Origin of the sequence: Aquipuribacter nitratireducens, from assembly GCF_037860835.1 — a bacterium.
Lineage (GTDB): Bacteria > Actinomycetota > Actinomycetes > Actinomycetales > JBBAYJ01 > Aquipuribacter > Aquipuribacter nitratireducens.
Genome location: NZ_JBBEOG010000005.1, coordinates 71379 through 87968, shown reverse-complemented (window position 1 = coordinate 87968; position 16590 = coordinate 71379). Strand labels below are relative to the sequence as shown.

Genomic DNA, 16590 nt, shown 5'->3' with positions numbered 1-16590 from the left:
GCACAGCGCCGCCCCCGGCGTAGGGGCACCGGGGGCGGCGCCGGGCGTCACTGGTTGGCGATCTCGCGGATCTGCTCGTAGAGCGCGAGCTGGTCGCCGGAGTAGTTCTCCATGAAGTACTCCTCCGCCTGCTGGGCGAAGGCCTCACGGTCGACGTCCTCGACGACCTCCATGGTCCCCTCGTCCTGCCACTGCTGGACGAGCTCGGCCTCGGCGTCCTCGACGCACTGCCGGTCACCGTCGCGCGTCTCGCTGATCGCGGCCTGCAGGGCCTCCTGCTGCCCCTGGCTGAGGCTCTGCCACGTGTCCTCGGACACGATCGCGAGCACGGACCCGACCTGGTGACCGGTCAGGCTGACGTGGCTCTGCACCTCGGGGAGGTTGAGGTCGCGGATCGTCGGGATGGGGTTCTCCTGCCCGTCGATCGTCCCCTGCTGCAGAGCCAGGTACACCTCCTCGAACGCCACCGGCACGGCCGTGGCGCCGAGCGCCTCCGCGTTCGCGAGGTACTGGGGGCTGTCGGGGAAGCGCATCCGCAGACCGGAGAAGTCCTCCGAGGTGCGGATCGGCTGGTTGGCCGTGAAGTGGCGCATGCCGAAGTACCAGACGTCGAGCACCCGGACGCCCGTCGCCTCGAGCATCCGCTCCTGCAGGTCCTCGAAGGCGGGGCTGTCGACGAACTCGAAGAGCGCGTCCGGCCCCTCGAAGGCGTAGGCGGCGTCGAGGGCGCCGATCTCCGGGAAGCTCGCCGAGATGGCCGAGCTGCCCTGGATGTCGATGTCGATGTCGCCCGAGGCCACGGACGTGAACCGCTCCGCGTCCGGGCCGAGCTGGCTGTTGGAGAAGACCTCGATGCTGATGCCCGAGTCACCCTCGCCGAGCGTGTCGCGGACGACGAAGGCGCCGCACTCGTTGTGGGGGTGCGTGTCGGGATAGCTGTTCGCGAACGACAGCTCCACGGGCTCCTCGTCCCCGCCGGCGCCCTCGTCTGCGCCGCCCTCGGTGGCACCGTCGGTGGCGCCTGCGTCGGTCGTGGCGGCACCACCCGCGTCGGTGGCGCCGTCCTCGGGGCTGGTGTCGCCGCCGTCGTCCCCGCAGGCGGCGAGGGCCAGCAGGGCGACGACGGACAGGGAGAGCAGGGCTCGGGTGCGGCGGTGCGGACGGATGGACATGCGTTCTCCTAGGTGGGGGTGGCGCCGTCGCCACCGGTGAGGGGTTGTGGGCAGGTCAGGTGACGGGGAGCTGGCCGTGAGGCCCGTAGACGAAGACGAGCCACAGCGGCTCCGTGCCGGTGTTGATGTGCTGGTGCTTCTCGCCCTTGGGGATGTACATGAAGGTGTGCGGACCGAAGGGGGTCTCCTCGCCGGACTCACCGACGACGACGCCCGAGCCCTTCACGATGAAGTTGATCTCCTCGGAGTCCGGGTGGTGGTGGAGGGAGCTGGCCTCCCCCGGCTCGAAGATCGTGAGGCCCGCGGTGAGGAACTCCGAGTCGCGCAGGTCCTCGTTGAGGACCTTGAAGACCTTTCGCCTCTGCCCGTCCGTGTCCAGACCCAGCCACGCGGGGTCCGCGTCCTCGAACGGCTTGATGACATGCAGCACCGGTGTCTCGCCTCTCAGTCGAATGCGCCCTTGTAGATGTCCTTGATGTTCCAGTGACCTGGTGTCGGGACCGGCTCGTTGACCATGGGCACGTCGATGACCGCCGGCCGCCGGCGACCGACGGCCTGCTGCAGTACGTCGCGCAGCGAGGCCGCATCCGGCACGTCGTACCCGTCGAGACCGCACGCGCGTCCCAGTGCCGCGAAGTCGGGGCTGTAGGGGTTGCCGTCCCGGTCGAGGAACTCGCACCCGTAGCTACGCCCGTAGCTCCCGGCCTGAAGGTCCGCGATCGTGCCGTGCGCCGCGTTGTTCATGACGACGAACAGGACGGGAAGGCCGCGCTCGACTGCGGTGGGCAGAGCCGCCAGCTGCGCGCTCATCCCCCCGTCGCCGATCAGGGCGACGACCGTCCTGTCGGGCCACGCCACCTGCACACCGAGCGCACCGGCGGGTCCGAAGCCCATCGTCGAGGCACCCCCTGGCGTGATGAACCGACCCTCCGCGGGCAGCTCGTAGCGCTGGGCGACACCGTTCTTGTTCCACCCCACGTCGGTGACGAGCACCGCGTCCGACGGCAGCGACTCGAGCAGGTCACGGAGGATGCGTTCGGGTCGCAACGGGAAGGCGTCGCTCGCCCCCCGTTCACGGGTCTCGGCGAAGACGCCGCGCCGGGCGGCCGCGATCTCCTCCCGCAACGCCGGACGCCGCACCGGCGCCGTCCCGCGCCGCTCCAAGGCGGCGTCGATCGCCAGCACCGCCTTGCCGACGTCGGCCACCATGCCGAGCGCGACGGGGTAGTTGCGCCCGATCTCGGCTGGGTCGATGTCGACGTGCAGCAAGCGCGTCGGCGGCATCCGCCAGGTGTGCTCCGGCTCCCACGAGCTCGCGTCGGTCTCGGCGAAGCGAGTGGCCAGCGCGAGCACGACGTCCGCCTGACGCGAGTAGGAGTTGGTGAGCTCCAGGCCCCAGAAGCCGGGCATGCCCAGCGCGAGAGGGTGCTCGTCGGGCACGGTGCCCTTGGCCATCAGGGAGTGCACGATGGGGATGTCGAGCCGCTCGGCGATGCGCAGGAGCGCAGAGCGTGACCCCGGCTCCCGCAGGCCGCCCCCGACGTACAGGAGCGGGCGCTCCGCCGCCTCGAGCTCGGCGGCGACCTGGTCGGCGGCCTCCGGCGACAGGTCCGGCGCCGGCGCGGCCACCGGGAGCGGGTACCGGTCCGCGGCCTCGAGGTCGAGCGGGCGGGAGAACATGTCCATCGGGACGTTGAGCAGCGTGGCCCCGGGCCGCCCGTTCTGCGCTGTCCAGAACGCACGCTCCAGGAAGCGCGGTAGGTCCTCAACCCGGCTCACGTCCCAGGCGCGCTTGACGAAGGGCCGGTACACCGCCACCTGGTCCGCGTCGGCGTGCAGGTTGATCTCCTGGTGGGGATGACGGCCGCGGTAGTACGAGGGGATGTCACCGCCGATGACCACGAGGGGCACGGAGTCGAGGGCCGCGGTGAGCACGCCGGTGATCGCGTTGGTCATGCCGGGACCGACGTGGACCAGCACCACGCCCGGCTTGCCGCTGGCCCTGGCGTACCCGTCGGCGGCGTGGGCCGCGGTCTGCTCGTGCCGGAAGACGACGAAGTCGATGGAGCTCTTGCCGAGCGCGTCCAGCAGCGCGATGTTGGAGTGCCCGCAGAGCCCGAAGACGTACTCGACGCCCATCGCCTCCAGCTGACGGACCACAACGTCCGCGCCGGTGCTGCCCGCCGGCAGGGGGGTGTGGTCGGCGGCGATCTCCTCGCGGCCGGCGCTGTCGGTGAGGTCGAGCGTCATTCGTTGTCCTCCTGGGGGGCGGCGTCTGCGGGGACTGCGGGAACGGTGGTCACGGGCGCTGTGCCGGTGCCCCACAGCGAGAGGTCGCGCAGCAGCAGGGTCTTCACGTGCGTGTAGTCGTCGACCATCCACCGCGGGGACTCCCGCCCGATGCCGGAGTCCTTGACCCCACCGAAGGGCACGTGGTCGAGCCGGAAGTTCGAGGTGCCGCCCACCACGACGGCGCCGACCTCGAGCCGCCGCCACGCCGTCATGACGCGATGGAGGTCCCGGGTGAACAAGCCGGCCTGGAGGCCGTACCTGCTCCGGTTGCACTCGTCGATGACGGCGTCGAAGTCGTCGTAGGGGAGAACCACGACCGCCGCGCCGAACACCTCCTCACGCACGATGGTGGCGCCGGGCGGCGGGTCGACCACGACGGTCGGGTGCAGGGTCGCGCCGTCGCGCCCCCCGCCGCGGAGCAACGTCGCACCGCCCTGCTGCGCCTCGTGGGCCCAGGCCTGAACCCGGCTGGCGGCGGCCTCGTCCACCATGCTGCCCACGTCCGTGGTCTCCTCCAGGGGGTCGCCCACGACGAGCCGGTCCACCTCGTCGGCGAGTAGCCTGCTGAAGTCCGCCACGAGGGAGCGATGGACGTAGACGCGCTGCACCGAGATGCAGCTCTGGCCCGAGTTGCTGTAGCCGGTCCGGGCGGTCATCGTCGCGGCCGCCGCGACGTCGGCGTCCTCGCAGACGATCGTCGCGGCGTTCCCGCCCAGCTCCAGCACGAGGCGCTTGCCCGCGCCGCTGCGGGCGACGGCGTGCCCGGTCGCGGCGCTGCCGGTGAAGCTGATGGCCGCCACCTCGGGTGCACCCGTCAGCAGCTCCGCGACCTCCGCTCCTCCGTGCAGCACCTGAACGGCCTCCACCGGCATGCCGGCCTCCAGCAGGACGCGCACCAGTGCGGTCGACGAGGCAGGAGCCTGCGGCGGAGGCTTCACGATGGTCGTGTTGCCGGCCGCGAACGAAGCGGCCAGCTTGTGCGCGAGCAGGTTGACCGGCGCGTTGAAGGGCGTGATGACGAGGACGACACCGACAGGTGCGCGGTAGGTCATGGCTGTCGTGCCCACGCCCCGCTCCCACCCGGCAGTGGGCAGGACCTCGCCACCGATCCGCCGTGCCTCGGCAGCCGCCACCGAGAGCGTGTCGGCGGCGCGGAGCACCTCGCCACGACCGTCCTTGACGGGCTTGCCGAGCTCGAGCGCCAGCAGTCGGGCCACCTCGTCGCGGTCTCGGAGCAGCAGCCCCGCAGCACGGTCCAGGACACCGGCCCGTGCCGCCGGCGACATGGCGGCGACGACCGAGGCCCCCTCGGCCGCGTACGCGAGCGCCGTCCGGGCAGCCCGCGGGTCGGCCTGCGCGGTACGGCTCACGACACGACCTGCGCACGGGCTTGTGCGCTCGACCCACTCCCCCGTGGACCAGCTGCCCGCCACGAGGCACAGGACGTCCTCGACATCAGCGGGGGACTGGGCTTCCGACCTCGACACCATCGTCTCTTTCCGTCAGACGGACCTTGTGGACCGCTCAGTGGACTTGGCGTAACATACGACGGTCCCCGACACCTGGCAAGCGTGAGACCGATCCGTTACCCAGGCGTCAGGCTTCAACGAAGAGGAACGAGAGGTGCCCATGCCCAAGCAGCACGCCACCGCAGTGGCGGCCAGCCCGGTCCCCGACGCCTCGCCGAGCACCTCGCAGGACGGCGCCGGCGGCGTCCGCAGCGTGCAGCGCGCCCTGGACATCCTCGGGCTGCTGACGGAGGACCGTCCGCAGATCACGATCCGGGAGATCGTCGACGCGACGGGCCTGGCGAAGACCACGGTCATCCGCCTCACGCAGACGCTCGTGCAGTGCGGGCTGCTCTGGGCCACTAGCTCCGGCTACACCGCCGGACCAGGACTCTGGCGGTGGGCGCACCTGGCTCGCAACGCGTGGGAGCTGCCGCCGGAGTCCCGCCGAAGGATGCGCGAGATGGCCGACCAGCAGCAGGAGACGGTCAACCTGTACGTGCGCCGCGACGTCCACCGCGTGTGCATCGCGCAGGAGGAGAGCCCGCGGGCGCTCAGGCACGTCGTGCGCGTCGGCGACGAGCTGCCGCTGTGGGGAGGCGCCTCGGCCAAGGTCCTGCTGCGCGATGCGGCACCGGACCTCCTAGAGCGGGTCGTCGCCACGGCACCGGCAGGGTCGGCCGGGCTCGACGCCGCATCGCTGGGCGCGGCGGTGGCGCAGGTGGCTGCCGCGGGCTACGCGGTCAGCCACGGCGAGCGCGAGTCCGGCGTCTCGGCGGTGGCCGTTCCCCTGCTGCAGGGCGACGGCACGGTCGTCGGGGCCCTCTCGCTGAGCGGCGCGACGGCCAGGTTCACGCCCGAGCGTGTCGAGCAGTTCGTGACCGCGCTCCGCGCAGCAGCCGACGCGATGACCGGACGAGGGACGGCGCTCACCGCCGGAGGCGCCGGGTGAGCGCGGACCACGATCGCGCGTGGGGGGACGGCGTTGCACCGCGGAGCGGTCTGCTCGCCGGCGTCCGCGTGCTCGACCTGACGAACGTCCTCGCCGGCCCGTACTGCACGTACCAGCTGCTACTGCTCGGCGCGGACGTGACGAAGGTGGAGGTCCCCGGGCGCGGCGACCTCGCCCGACAGCTCGGCCCCGACCCCGAGCTCAACCGGCGCGGCCTCGGCGCCTCCTTCCTCGCCCAGAACGCAGGCAAGCGGTCGGTGGAGGTGGACCTCAAGGACCCCGCGGGACGGGAGCGGTTCGAGCTGCTCCTCGACGGCGCCGACGTCCTCGTCGAGAACTTCCGGCCCGGCGTCATGGGCAGGCTCGGCTACCCGTGGGAGACGCTCCGGGCGCGGAACCCGCGCCTGGTCTACTGCGCCATCTCCGGCTTCGGCCAGTCCGGACCGATGAGCCAACGACCGGCCTACGACCAGATCGTTCAGGGGCTGTCGGGGATGATGAGCATCACCGGGACCGTCGACACCGCCCCCCTGCGAGTCGGGTTCCCCATCTGCGACACGGTCGGGGGTCTGGTCGCGGCCATGGCCATCAACGCGGCCCTGGTGTCGCGGGAGCGCACCGGCAAGGGGGCGCACCTGGACGTCTCCATGCTCGAGGCGTCCCTGTCGGCGATGGGGTGGGCCGTGTCGAACTACCTGGTGAGCGGCATCGAGCCATCGCCCATGGGCGACCAGAACGCGACCGCCGCGCCGTCCGGGACCTTCGTGGCTGCAGACGGGCCACTGAACATCGCCGCCAACCGGCAGGAGCAGTTCGAGGTGCTCTGCCGGCTGGTCGGACGGCAGGACCTCTGTGACGACGCGCGCTTCTCCGACCGGGAGTCCCGCAAGGTGCACCGCGCGGAGCTCAATGCCGAGCTCAACCGGGCTCTGCAGACCCGCAGCGCCGGCGAGTGGGAGGAGCTGCTGTCCACTCACGGCGTCCCGGCGGCACGCGTCCTGACGGTCCGGCAGGCGGTTGATCTCGACCAGCTGCAGCACCGCGACTTCTTCACCGACCTGCCGTTCCCCGACGACAGCGATCGGACGGTCCGCGTCGCGGGCTCCGGCGTGAGGGTCGACGGTCGCGCGACGGCACCGCCCAGGCGGGCCCCACGGCTGGGCGAGCACAACGAGGAGCTCTCGGTTCGCGGACCGGCCGCGGCGATGGAGGCGTGAGGTGACCCGCGAGACCGGCGGCGCGGCACCGCCGCTGCCGAGCGAGGACCGGGTCACCGCCTGGTGGCGCACCGGGGTGACGCGCATCGCACCAGGAGTCGTCGAGCACCGTGGTGTACCGGTGCAGGAGCTCATCGGAGCCGTCTCGTTCGTCGAGATGATCTGGTTGATGGTGCGCGGGGAGCGGCCGTCACCGGAGGAGGCCGCTCTGCTGGAGGCCGCTCTCGTGGCCTCGACCGACCACGGGCCGCAGGCGCCGTCCATCGCCATCGCCCGGATGGCGGCGACGTGCGGGGTCGGCCTCAACAGCGCCATGGCCTCCGGCGTCAACGTCCTCGGCGACGTCCACGGCGGCGCGGGCGAGCAGTGCATGGAGGTCTACTCCGAGTGCCTCCGTCTGGTGGACGAGGAGGGCGCGGACTGGCAGGAGGCCGGCGTCCGCGCCGTGGCGGCCGCGAAGCAGCGCAGCCGGTACGTCCCCGGCTTCGGGCACCGGTTCCACCCCCGGGACCCTCGACGCGACCCCCTCCTCCATCGTGTCGCCGACGCCGCCACGGCCGGCACGGTGCCGGGCCGGCACCTCCGTGCCGCGTTGGCGGTGGAGGCCGCGCTGGAGCGGCCGGGCCGCCCGCCCGTGCCGATGAACATCGACGGGGCCACGGCCGTCGTCTACGGGGAGCTCGGCTTCCCTCCCGCGCTCGCGCGAGGTCTCTTCGTGCTGAGCCGCAGCGTCGGCATCCTGGCGCACGCGTGGGAGGAGAGCGGATCGGGCAGGCGCAACAAGGGGCCGATGCCTCCGACGCTGCTGCCGCCCTACGACGGCCCTGGCGCCACGCGCTCCGCCTGAGCACCCGCAGCTGCAGCTGCAGCTGCCGGCGCAAGGATCTTGCGCCCCGTCGTCGTGCCCTCATAGCCTGCGGTCTACTGGACGGTACATCAGGTCCGTCTAGTGGACCAAGGAGACGATGATGACTCTGCAACGACGCACGTTTGTCCGCGGGACCGCAGCGGCCGCGCTCGGCGCCTTCGTCGCGCACGCCGGCACCGCCGCCGCGGTGGCAGCTCCCAGGCCGGACAGGGGGAACGCAGGCGCCGGTGGGCCGAGCGGGAAGCTGGGACCCGCCACCTCGCTCGACGGACGACCGTTCCCGGACTACGACTTCTCCCGGGCGAACAGGCTGCCCGCCGAGATGACGGGTTACTGGGAGAAGAGCTTCGACGTCGGCGGGACGACCCGGACGGCGAAGGTCTACATCTCCGCTGACACACCGATCCGTGCGTACTACACGGTCATCGCGGTGCCCGAGGGCACCGATACGGCTTCCTTCCTGTGGAAGAGCGGATGGCGGGACATCGCCGACTCACGCGACGAGGGCCTGTTCGTGCTCGAGCCCGGCCCGGGCGGGTGGGCGAGCGCGGAGGTGGAGCGCCAGTACGTCGACGCCGCCATGGCCTTCTACCAGTCCAACCGGTACTTCTCGATCTTCGGCGAGCACTACCTGGTCGGCTACGACGGCGGCGCGGCCCCGCTCGAGGCGTGGGCGGTCGCCCACCCGCTGCGCGTCATCGCCCAGGCCTACCTCGGCTCCACCGGACTGCCACAGGACTACCTCGGCTCGTTCGCGTCGCGCACCTTCGACGGGACGACCGACGCCGGGTACACCACCGTGACCTTCCCCGAGGGCTTCCCGCTGATCCGGTACGACGAGACCGTGCTCCCCACCTGGTACATCGACCCGGCCGCCTCGGTCGATGCGAGCCTCGCGTACTGGCGCACGGCCAACGACACGGTCCCGACTGCTGTGCGGGACCAGACACTGGGACGCGTGTGGTCGCAGTCCGCCGACTCGCAGCGCTGGATGACCTCGCACGCCGGGCCGATCTCCCAGGTGGCGGTGTCCGACCGGCCCGTGAGCTACTTCAACGCCCGGACCACCGCCCAGGTCGACGCCTTCCTGACGTACTACACCCGCTACGAGAATTTCTTCGCGTACGGCAACGCGCTCTTCGAGCGAGCCGATCTTTCCGCCCCCGGGGTCGAGATCCGCACCATGCTCGTCGACGGCGACCTGCGCGAGTACATCGTCTACGTGCCCGCCTCGGCGCGGCAGCTGTGGGGCAGCCGCGCGCCCGTCGTCTTCGTGTGGCCCGGCAACACCCAGACCGCCCGGCTGTTCCTCGACGCGACCGACTGGATATCCGTGGCCGACGACGGCGGTGCGGTCCTGGTCGTCATCGGGGAGCAGTACAGCGCCAGCTCCGTCTCGGTGAGCCACACCGACTCGGTCGTCTTCTTCCAACAGCTGCGCGAGGTGCTGCTCGCCGAGTACGACGTGGACCCCACGCGCTTCTACTCGACGGGCCAGTCAGCCGGCAGCATGGTCTCGCAGCGCTTCGCAATCGCCATGCCCGAGTACTTCGCCGCGGTGGCGGCGACGTCGGGCGGCATCGCGCCCACCGCCGCCGGGACGGTGAACGTGGAAGGCGTCGTGTACCCGGCGGCCAACGAGCCCATCCCGAGCTACTTCGTCTACGGCGAGGGCGACCTGTCTAACCTGCGCGGCACCGTCTGGGACGGCACGACGAACACCCTGGACCAGATGGTCGCCTACCACCTCGCGAACAACGGGTTGACGCTGGACGACGTCGAGGACAGGCAGGGCGTGGTGTCGGGCTTCCAGGACCGGCTGCGGACCTGGGAGTGGCATCAGCCGGGGACCGACGTGCCCGTCTACCGCCTCACGCTGAACGAGTTCCGGTCGCACAACACGATCCCGGAGGAGACACCGCTCCTGTGGGACTTCCTCAAGAGCTACCGCAGCGAGATCGCACCCGACGGTCAGGTGGTGCGCTGGTACAGCCCGTCGGGATTCACCGTGGCCGGGGACGAGACGCAGATCCTGCCGTGAGCGCTCGGCCCGCGCGCCCGTCGCGCGCGAGCCCACGGGCCAGCCCGGTCCTCGAGCGGTCCGCCTGCCGGACCTGCGGCCGACCCTTGCGCACGGCTCCGACCAGCACATATGTTCGTACTGTTAGGTGGCACGGTTGGTCCGCCTGCTGGACCTCCCCGGTCCTGCCGCGGCCGTCCACCAGCACGACCCCCACACGACCGATCGAAGGAGATCACGTGAGATCCCTACTACGTTCCGGACTCGGCTTCGTCGCCGCGGCCGCGCTAGGCGCCGGCCTGGTGATGGGAAACCCTGGGGCAGGCGCCGGCAACGGCAACGGCAACCCGGGAGGCAACGGCAAGGGCCTCGGCGGCCAGCCCGCCACCGCGGAGCGCATCTACACCGACGAGATCAGCGACTACGGCGTCTGCCGCGGCACCGACCCGGTCTGCTACAACGACTGGGGTCAGGGCTGGGCCGAGGGCAAGACGAAGCGGGTGCTCATCTGGAGCCGGACCGCCGGCCCTCGCCACGCCCACCTCGGCACGGCCCTCGGCCCGGGGCTCAACCCGCCGCTCGCCGCCAACAACGTCGCCCAGCGGGCGATGGTGGACTGGCTCGCGGAGCGGGGCATCCAGGCGGACTACACGGAGGACCTCAGCCGGTTCAGCCTCAACAACTACCAGGCGGTGATCTTCCTCAGCTCCAACCGCGACACCATGGACGACACCGCGCAGACCACGCTCAAGCAGTTCATCCGACGCGGTGGCGGCTTCGTCGGCATCCACAACGCCTTCGGCGCCGAGTACAGCTATCCCTGGTACGAGGGTCTGCTCGGCGGCGCCAACTTCTACGACCACGGTCCTCACCGTGACGGGACGATCGAGACCGTCAACGGGGCGGACGTGTCCACGGAGTTCCTGCCGGAGGAGTGGCAATACCGTGACGAGTGGTACAACCTCGTGCCGTACCCGAGCTACGTGAACGTCCTGCTCGAGGTGGACGAGGAGACCAGTGTCACCAACCGTGCCACCGGCCATCCCGGTCACGCGGCACTGGGTGAGGCACACCCCGTCAGCTGGTGCCACTACTACGACGGCGGGCGCTCGTGGCTCACCACGCTGGGCCACGACCCGGCCAACTTCACCGACGCGGAGTTCGAGGGCGGCGACTTCTTCAAGGAGCACGTCCTCGCCGGCGTGGAGAGCGCGATGGGCATCACGCCCTTCTGCGAGTCCTGACCTCCCGCAGGACGGAGAAGGCCCCCGGCGAGCCTGCCGGGGGCCTTCTCGTGTCCGCAGCCGGCGTCAGCCCGCACGGACGCGATGCGCCGCAGTCCGGATCGGTGTGTTGGGCGCGCCGTACCCGTCGTAGCCGTCGAGCCGTTGCACCAGCTCGAGGAACAAGCGGTCCCCGACCAGCGGCGTGAAGAGGTGGAGGAACTGCCCGGTGGAGTCCTCGTCGAAGAGCACTCCGGCGTCCCGCAGCTCCTCGACCCGATCCGGTGCGAGCGAGCTGCGTACGAGGAGATCGTCGTAGTAGTTGTCCGGCACGCGCAGGAAGAAGCCGCCGGACCGCCTCCGCAGCTCCTTCCCAGCCGCGACCACGTCCCGACAGGAGAAGGCGACGTGCTCCGGCGCGGGCGAGTCCCCGTCGGCCCCGGTACGGCGCGCGTTGAGGACGAGCCGTAGAGAGCGGTCACCCGTGCACAGGGCACGGCTCCGCGCGGCACGGCTCGAAGACGGCAGCTCGACCAGGACGTCGGCCGTCAGCCCCACGACGCTCCGGTAGAAGAGCACCGCCTCATCAAAGCGGTCGCGGTCCACGACGAGCGCCACGTGGTCCACACCCAGGACCCCCAGGCCCTCGGTGTCCGGCGGGATCGCCCCCTCCAGCACGTTGGCGGTGAAGTCGTGCACCCACGAGCCCGCCTCGCCCGCGGGACGGCAGAAGAGCAGGCTGCTGCCGTCAGGCGAGGCGAACAACGGTATGTCGGCCTCGTCACCGGCACGCTGGCGGTGATGCGGGTACGCCCGCAGATGGCGCGCCCGGCGGCTCGCCCCCGCCGGGTCAGGGGACTCCACGCCCAGTGCCCCGACCGCCACCGAGCCGCGCGGGGACCGACCCCGCTCGGTCGTGACGAGCACCGACGCCTCACCTTGCGTCCACCGCTGGACCGGCTTGGTCCTGTGACGACCGCCGGGGACGAATCCGAGCTGGCGCAGGGCGGCGCCCGCCAGCCCCGACCCGCCCTCGTCCGTCGCGAGCTCCACGAAGGCGAAGCCGGTCGGCTCGGGCGCGACCGGGACCTCGGAGAGCGACCGTGCGACTCGTGGCTCCCCCGCGGCGCCGTCAGTGAGCTGCTTGCGCGCCTGGTCCTCGATCGTGAGCAGCAGGCGCATGGCGTCGGCTGCACCGCGGTCGGCGTGGCGGCCCTCGTCCAGGTCGTTCACGGCCTCGACCGTGAGCGGACCCACGTACCCGCGGTGCACCAACGACGCGACGAGCTGCACGATCCCCGCCTCGGGTGCGGGAGCCGCGGGACCGGCGTTCAGCGAGAAGAGCGGGATGCCGGACAGCTGCACTCCCCCGACCAGCTCGGTCGGGAAGGCGTCGAGGTCGATGAGACCTGCCAGCCACGCATCGCTCGTCAGGCAGAGGCGCACGTGGTCGTCGAGCTGGCGCATCAGCGCGATGAGCTCCTCCCACCCCCGCAGACCGTCCTGGGGCCGGACCGCGAGCTGCACGCCGCGCTGCGCGGCGAGTCCTGCAAGGTCCTCGAGGGCGCCACCCGCCGATCCCGACGCCGCCGACGGCACGTGCACCACGAGGCACCGGGCACCGAGCGCGGCCGTCAGGTCGAGCTTCGCGGTGGCCCGACGGCGTAGCGTGTCCGGCGCCTCCTCCGGCCGCAGCACGAAGGGCTGGTAGGCGTCGATGTCCACGCCGACCGTCCGCGCGTACCGGGCGAGCGCCTCAGGTCCTCGTGAGCAGGAGATGAAGTCGCGCTCTCTTAGCTCGACGGCGGCGAAGCCCGCCCGAGCCGCGGCCTCCAGTCGCCGTGGCAGGTCGTCACCCATCGAGGCGGTCGCCACCGACCGCACCAGCTCGCCCTTGCTCGTCACACCTGCTCGCCTCCTCGGCCTCCTGTGATCCTCGCAGACGGCTCCGTGCCCGTCTTGGCACGAGTTCCCTCGGTCGTCGTCGCGTGGAGCCCTTCTCGGCCCGTACGGCTCACGAGCTGCGGGCACCTGCGTCACCACCGGTGCCCAATAAGCGGACACCTCTCCTTGAAGCACAGTCCCCTCAGCGTCTAAGGTTCATGTAGCGGTCTAACAGGTCCACTAGGTGGTCCGCAAGTTCACGAGAACGACGGTAGGCCGGGGGGCTTGCACCCGAGGTCGACGGGTCGTCCGGCGTGATCAGAACGAGGCTCGTGAGTCGTTGACGGCCCTCCGACAGACCGCCGCCGGCGTCATACCGACGTGACGCAGCCACGGCAACGAACGACCCGCATCCCGCGATGACGCGGGGTCGGAAGGAGACAGCACCGTGAATCGCATCCTGGTCGACACGACTCGCGGGCCGGCCTTGCCGGTCCGCCCGGGCCCCGACGCCCACCGCAGCTGCGAGGGACGGGGCGACAGGCGGTGAGGGGGTCGGTCGCCACCTCGAGAAGAACCCTGCGGTCGTCTGCCCTCCTTCCCTTGACGCTCGCTGCGCTGCTGGCGGCGGGGGCTGTGCCTGCCGTCGCCGACGACAACCGGCGAGTGCCAGGCTCGGGTGCCGACGACTCGGCGAGTGTGACGGGCTTGCAACCGACGGGCGCGGACATGCCGACGATCGGCGGCAACCTGGGGAACCAGAACTACTCCGGGCTGACGCAGATCACGAAGCAGAACCTCAAGAAGCTCGCGCCGACCTGGCGTACCCATGTGTCCGACGTAGCGCCCGCGTCGAACGACGTGGGTTCCCAGACGCACCCCATCGTCGTCGACGGCGTCATCTACATGGACACGCCGAGCGGTGGCGTGATCGCCGTCGACGGCGCGACCGGTGACTCGCTGTGGAAGTGGCAGCCGACCGACCCCAGCCGCCTCCGTCGCGGTGTGTCCGTCGGCGAAGGCATGGTCTTCACCATGGCTTCCGGTGGCCGTGCCGGCAACGACCAGAACCCCGACCCCAACGCGCCTCCAGGCAACGACGTCCAGATCTTCGCCCTCGACAAGGACACCGGCGAGGAGGTCTGGGTCTCCTCTCCGCTGAGCCCCCAGGGCGACGCGCTCGGCAGGGACTCGGCTCCCGGGACCAGGTACCACGACGGCCTTGTCTACATCCACACGAACAACGGTGACCGCGGTTCGGTGTCGGCCCTGGACGCCAGTGACGGCAGCATCGTCTGGACCTTCTACGGGGTACCGGAACGCGGGACCGTCTTCACCGACGTCAACGGGAACACGTTCGAGCCGGCCGAGACGTGGGGGCCGGTGCTCCCCAACGGCACCGACTGCGGCCAGACGGGCGGCGCGACCCCGTGGATGCACGGTGCGATCGACCCCGAGCTCGGCATGTACTACATGACCTTCGGCAACCCGCGCAGCTGCAACAGCTCGCAGGACGGCTCGCAGCGCCCTGGCGACAACCTGTTCTCCAGCACGATGGTCGCGGTGGACATGAAGACCGGCGACTACAAGTGGCACTACCAGTCCATCCCCCACGACGTCTGGGACATGGACAACGTCCACCCGCTGACCCTCGCCGACGTGGAGATCGACGGCGCCACCCGCAAGGTCGTGTTCTACGGCAGCAAGTCAGGCCACCAGTTCGTGCTCGACCGGACGAACGGACGTCCGGCCCTGCCTGACGTGCAGAAGCCGATGATCATCGACTCCCGGCAGAACAGCGCGGAGACAGAGCCCTTCCCCGTGCAGCGGCAGCTACCCGAGTGCCTCGTATGGGAGCGGCTCAGCCCGGACAACGTCCCGGGTGACCCGTGGCGCGCGGTCCCCAACTACAACGGGTACCAGCCGGACGAGGACGGCAAGCTCCTCTTCAACCCCGACAGCTACGTCAAGGCCGACGAGCCGTTCCTCACCTACCCGGACGGCGACCCGCAGCGTTCCGGTCACCGCCAGGGCTGCATGTACGACCCGCACTGGGACCTGCCGATCCTGTCCACCACCAGCCAGAACGGCGGTGGTGACTTCTCGGCCAACTCGTACAGCCACAGCACCAACATGGTGTACTTCCCCTACGGCACGAACCCGGTCGCGCACTGGCGCGGCGCCAGCCAGAACGGCCACCGGGCCACGGGCCAGTACCAGACCGGCGGGATCCTCGGCTACGACGCCTCCACCGGCGAGGTGAAGTGGACGAACCACTGGGGCCTGGACATGTCCCACGGCCAGACCCCGCTCACCACCGCGAGCGACCTGTTGTTCGTCGGGCAGAACGACGGCACCTTCCACGCCCTCGACGCGGTCGACGGCAAGGAGCTGTGGACGTTCCAGACCGGATCGGGCATCGCCGGTGCTCCCGTCACGTACATGGTGGACGGCGAGCAGTACGTCGCCGTCTTCGCTGCCGGGCACACCAACCCGTACGGCAACTCGGTCACTCGTGGCGACTCGCTGTGGGCGTTCAAGCTGAATGGCGAGTACACGACGGAGTCGGGCAGCCAAGAGGCCCCGGACACCGCGCCCCTGACGATCCGGCGTCCGGTCTCCGGAGCAGCCGTGGAGGGCTCCACGGTGGACAACACCGTCCTCCTGGCGCGGCAGAACCGCACCGCTGACACCGCCGCGCAGCGAGACAGCACGTCGACAGCCGGTATGTCGCCGACCCACCTGCGCGTCCCCGTCGGGACCACGGTGACCTTCCGCAACCCGGGCACGGAGACGTTCCCCAACTTCCCCAACCTCAAGGAGCACTGCGCGACGCAGTTCTTCGAGGGGGAGTTCAACGCCAGGCTGCAGCCCGGCGAGACCTACCAGCACACCTTCGACAGGGCCGGCGAGTACTACTTCAACGACTGCACGGACCCGCGTCCGACCGGCAAGATCGAGGTGTACCTGACGCCTGAGGACGTCCCGGGGGCCCTGTCCTTCCGGCCGTCCACGCTGGACCTCGGTCCCGGCAACGGGCTCTTCACCGGGGTGAACGGCCGCTTCACCGCGGTGCTCGACGTGCCGCGCGGACTCGAGGTCGACGGTGACGTCGTCCTCCGGACCCCGCTGTCCGAGTCGCCGGTCACCGCAACCCGGTCCTGGGTGGCCGGAGGCAAGATCTTCGCCCAGTTCGAGAAGGCGGACGTCGACAACAACGTGCCGGAGGGCCGCGCCGTGCCCCTGACGGTCGTGGCGACCGTCCTCGACGGCGGTGAGCAGCGTCAGCTGACCTCCACGACGGAGGTGAGGATCGTCAAGTAGTCAGGCGACGACTAGGGGCCTGTCGGGTCGGCCGGTGCCGGCCCGACAGGCCCTTCGTCGCGCCTGGCGTACTGCCATGACCGCCGACGCGGCCGGTGTGACTGACCGGCATCGTGAGTCGTGACGCGAC

General features: G+C 70.8%; 11 protein-coding genes. 6 read left to right on the top strand and 5 right to left on the bottom strand.

Going from position 1 to position 16590, the window contains the following annotated elements:
• Window positions 1-47 precede the first annotated feature (47 nt).
• Genes WAB14_RS11055 through WAB14_RS11040 form a run of 4 tightly spaced genes read right to left on the bottom strand, consistent with a single transcriptional unit; the run spans window position 48 to window position 4954 of the window.
• Entirely contained in the window at window positions 48-1172 is a 1125-nt protein-coding gene (locus tag WAB14_RS11055) for a DctP family TRAP transporter solute-binding subunit (RefSeq protein WP_340269786.1), read from the bottom strand.
• 55 nt (window positions 1173-1227) lie between these two features.
• Entirely contained in the window at window positions 1228-1602 is a 375-nt protein-coding gene (locus WAB14_RS11050; RefSeq protein ID WP_340269784.1) for a cupin domain-containing protein, read from the bottom strand.
• Window positions 1603-1616: 14 nt separating this feature from the next.
• Window positions 1617-3422 carry a thiamine pyrophosphate-binding protein gene (locus WAB14_RS11045; protein WP_340269782.1) on the bottom strand — a complete coding sequence of 602 codons (1806 nt, stop codon included), beginning with the start codon at window positions 3420-3422 and terminating at the stop codon, window positions 1617-1619.
• The gene (locus WAB14_RS11040) at window positions 3419-4954 is read right to left on the bottom strand and encodes an aldehyde dehydrogenase family protein (RefSeq protein WP_340269780.1); all 1536 of its coding nucleotides are present in this window, start codon (window positions 4952-4954) and stop codon (window positions 3419-3421) included. Before WAB14_RS11040 ends, WAB14_RS11045 begins: the two co-directional genes overlap by 4 nt.
• 139 nt (window positions 4955-5093) lie before the next feature.
• Here WAB14_RS11040 and WAB14_RS11035 point away from each other — a divergent pair, with 139 nt between their 5' ends.
• From WAB14_RS11035 to WAB14_RS11015, 5 genes are all read left to right on the top strand, one after another.
• On the top strand, window positions 5094-5924 hold the full coding sequence (locus tag WAB14_RS11035) for an IclR family transcriptional regulator (RefSeq protein WP_340269778.1): 831 nt from the start codon (window positions 5094-5096) through the stop codon (window positions 5922-5924).
• Complete coding sequence (locus WAB14_RS11030; RefSeq protein WP_340269777.1) at window positions 5921-7141, top strand: CaiB/BaiF CoA transferase family protein; 1221 nt, start codon at window positions 5921-5923, stop codon at window positions 7139-7141. The genes WAB14_RS11035 and WAB14_RS11030 overlap by 4 nt, the downstream gene beginning before the upstream one ends.
• Before the next feature lies 1 nt (window position 7142).
• Window positions 7143-7988, top strand: a complete 846-nt coding sequence (locus tag WAB14_RS11025; protein WP_340269776.1) for a citryl-CoA lyase — start codon at window positions 7143-7145, stop codon at window positions 7986-7988.
• A 121-nt stretch (window positions 7989-8109) separates the two neighbouring features.
• On the top strand, window positions 8110-10050 hold the full coding sequence (locus WAB14_RS11020) for a CE1 family esterase (protein WP_340269774.1): 1941 nt from the start codon (window positions 8110-8112) through the stop codon (window positions 10048-10050).
• Between the two features lie 284 nt (window positions 10051-10334).
• Window positions 10335-11273: a ThuA domain-containing protein gene (locus WAB14_RS11015; protein ID WP_340269773.1), complete on the top strand. Its 939-nt coding sequence runs from the start codon at window positions 10335-10337 to the stop codon at window positions 11271-11273.
• Between the two features lie 66 nt (window positions 11274-11339).
• Here the strand turns inward: WAB14_RS11015 and WAB14_RS11010 are convergent, their stop codons facing one another.
• The gene (locus WAB14_RS11010) at window positions 11340-13157 is read right to left on the bottom strand and encodes a TIM barrel protein (RefSeq protein ID WP_340269771.1); all 1818 of its coding nucleotides are present in this window, start codon (window positions 13155-13157) and stop codon (window positions 11340-11342) included.
• Between the two features lie 708 nt (window positions 13158-13865).
• Between WAB14_RS11010 and WAB14_RS11005 the strand changes: the two genes are divergently transcribed.
• The gene (locus WAB14_RS11005) at window positions 13866-16460 is read left to right on the top strand and encodes an outer membrane protein assembly factor BamB family protein (protein WP_340269769.1); all 2595 of its coding nucleotides are present in this window, start codon (window positions 13866-13868) and stop codon (window positions 16458-16460) included.
• Window positions 16461-16590: the final 130 nt, after the last annotated feature.

What these genes read in the sequence shown, in the direction of transcription:
- WAB14_RS11040 (WP_340269780.1), bottom strand. Translation starts at nt 4,954, where the DNA reads ATGGTGTCGAGGTCGGAAGCCCAGTCCCCCGCTGATGTCGAGGACGTC.
- WAB14_RS11005 (WP_340269769.1), top strand. Translation starts at nt 13,866, where the DNA reads ATGCCGACGATCGGCGGCAACCTGGGGAACCAGAACTACTCCGGGCTG.
- WAB14_RS11015 (WP_340269773.1), top strand. Translation starts at nt 10,335, where the DNA reads ATGGGAAACCCTGGGGCAGGCGCCGGCAACGGCAACGGCAACCCGGGA.
- WAB14_RS11035 (WP_340269778.1), top strand. Translation starts at nt 5,094, where the DNA reads ATGCCCAAGCAGCACGCCACCGCAGTGGCGGCCAGCCCGGTCCCCGAC.
- WAB14_RS11020 (WP_340269774.1), top strand. Translation starts at nt 8,110, where the DNA reads ATGACTCTGCAACGACGCACGTTTGTCCGCGGGACCGCAGCGGCCGCG.
- WAB14_RS11045 (WP_340269782.1), bottom strand. Translation starts at nt 3,422, where the DNA reads ATGACGCTCGACCTCACCGACAGCGCCGGCCGCGAGGAGATCGCCGCC.
- WAB14_RS11055 (WP_340269786.1), bottom strand. Translation starts at nt 1,172, where the DNA reads ATGTCCATCCGTCCGCACCGCCGCACCCGAGCCCTGCTCTCCCTGTCC.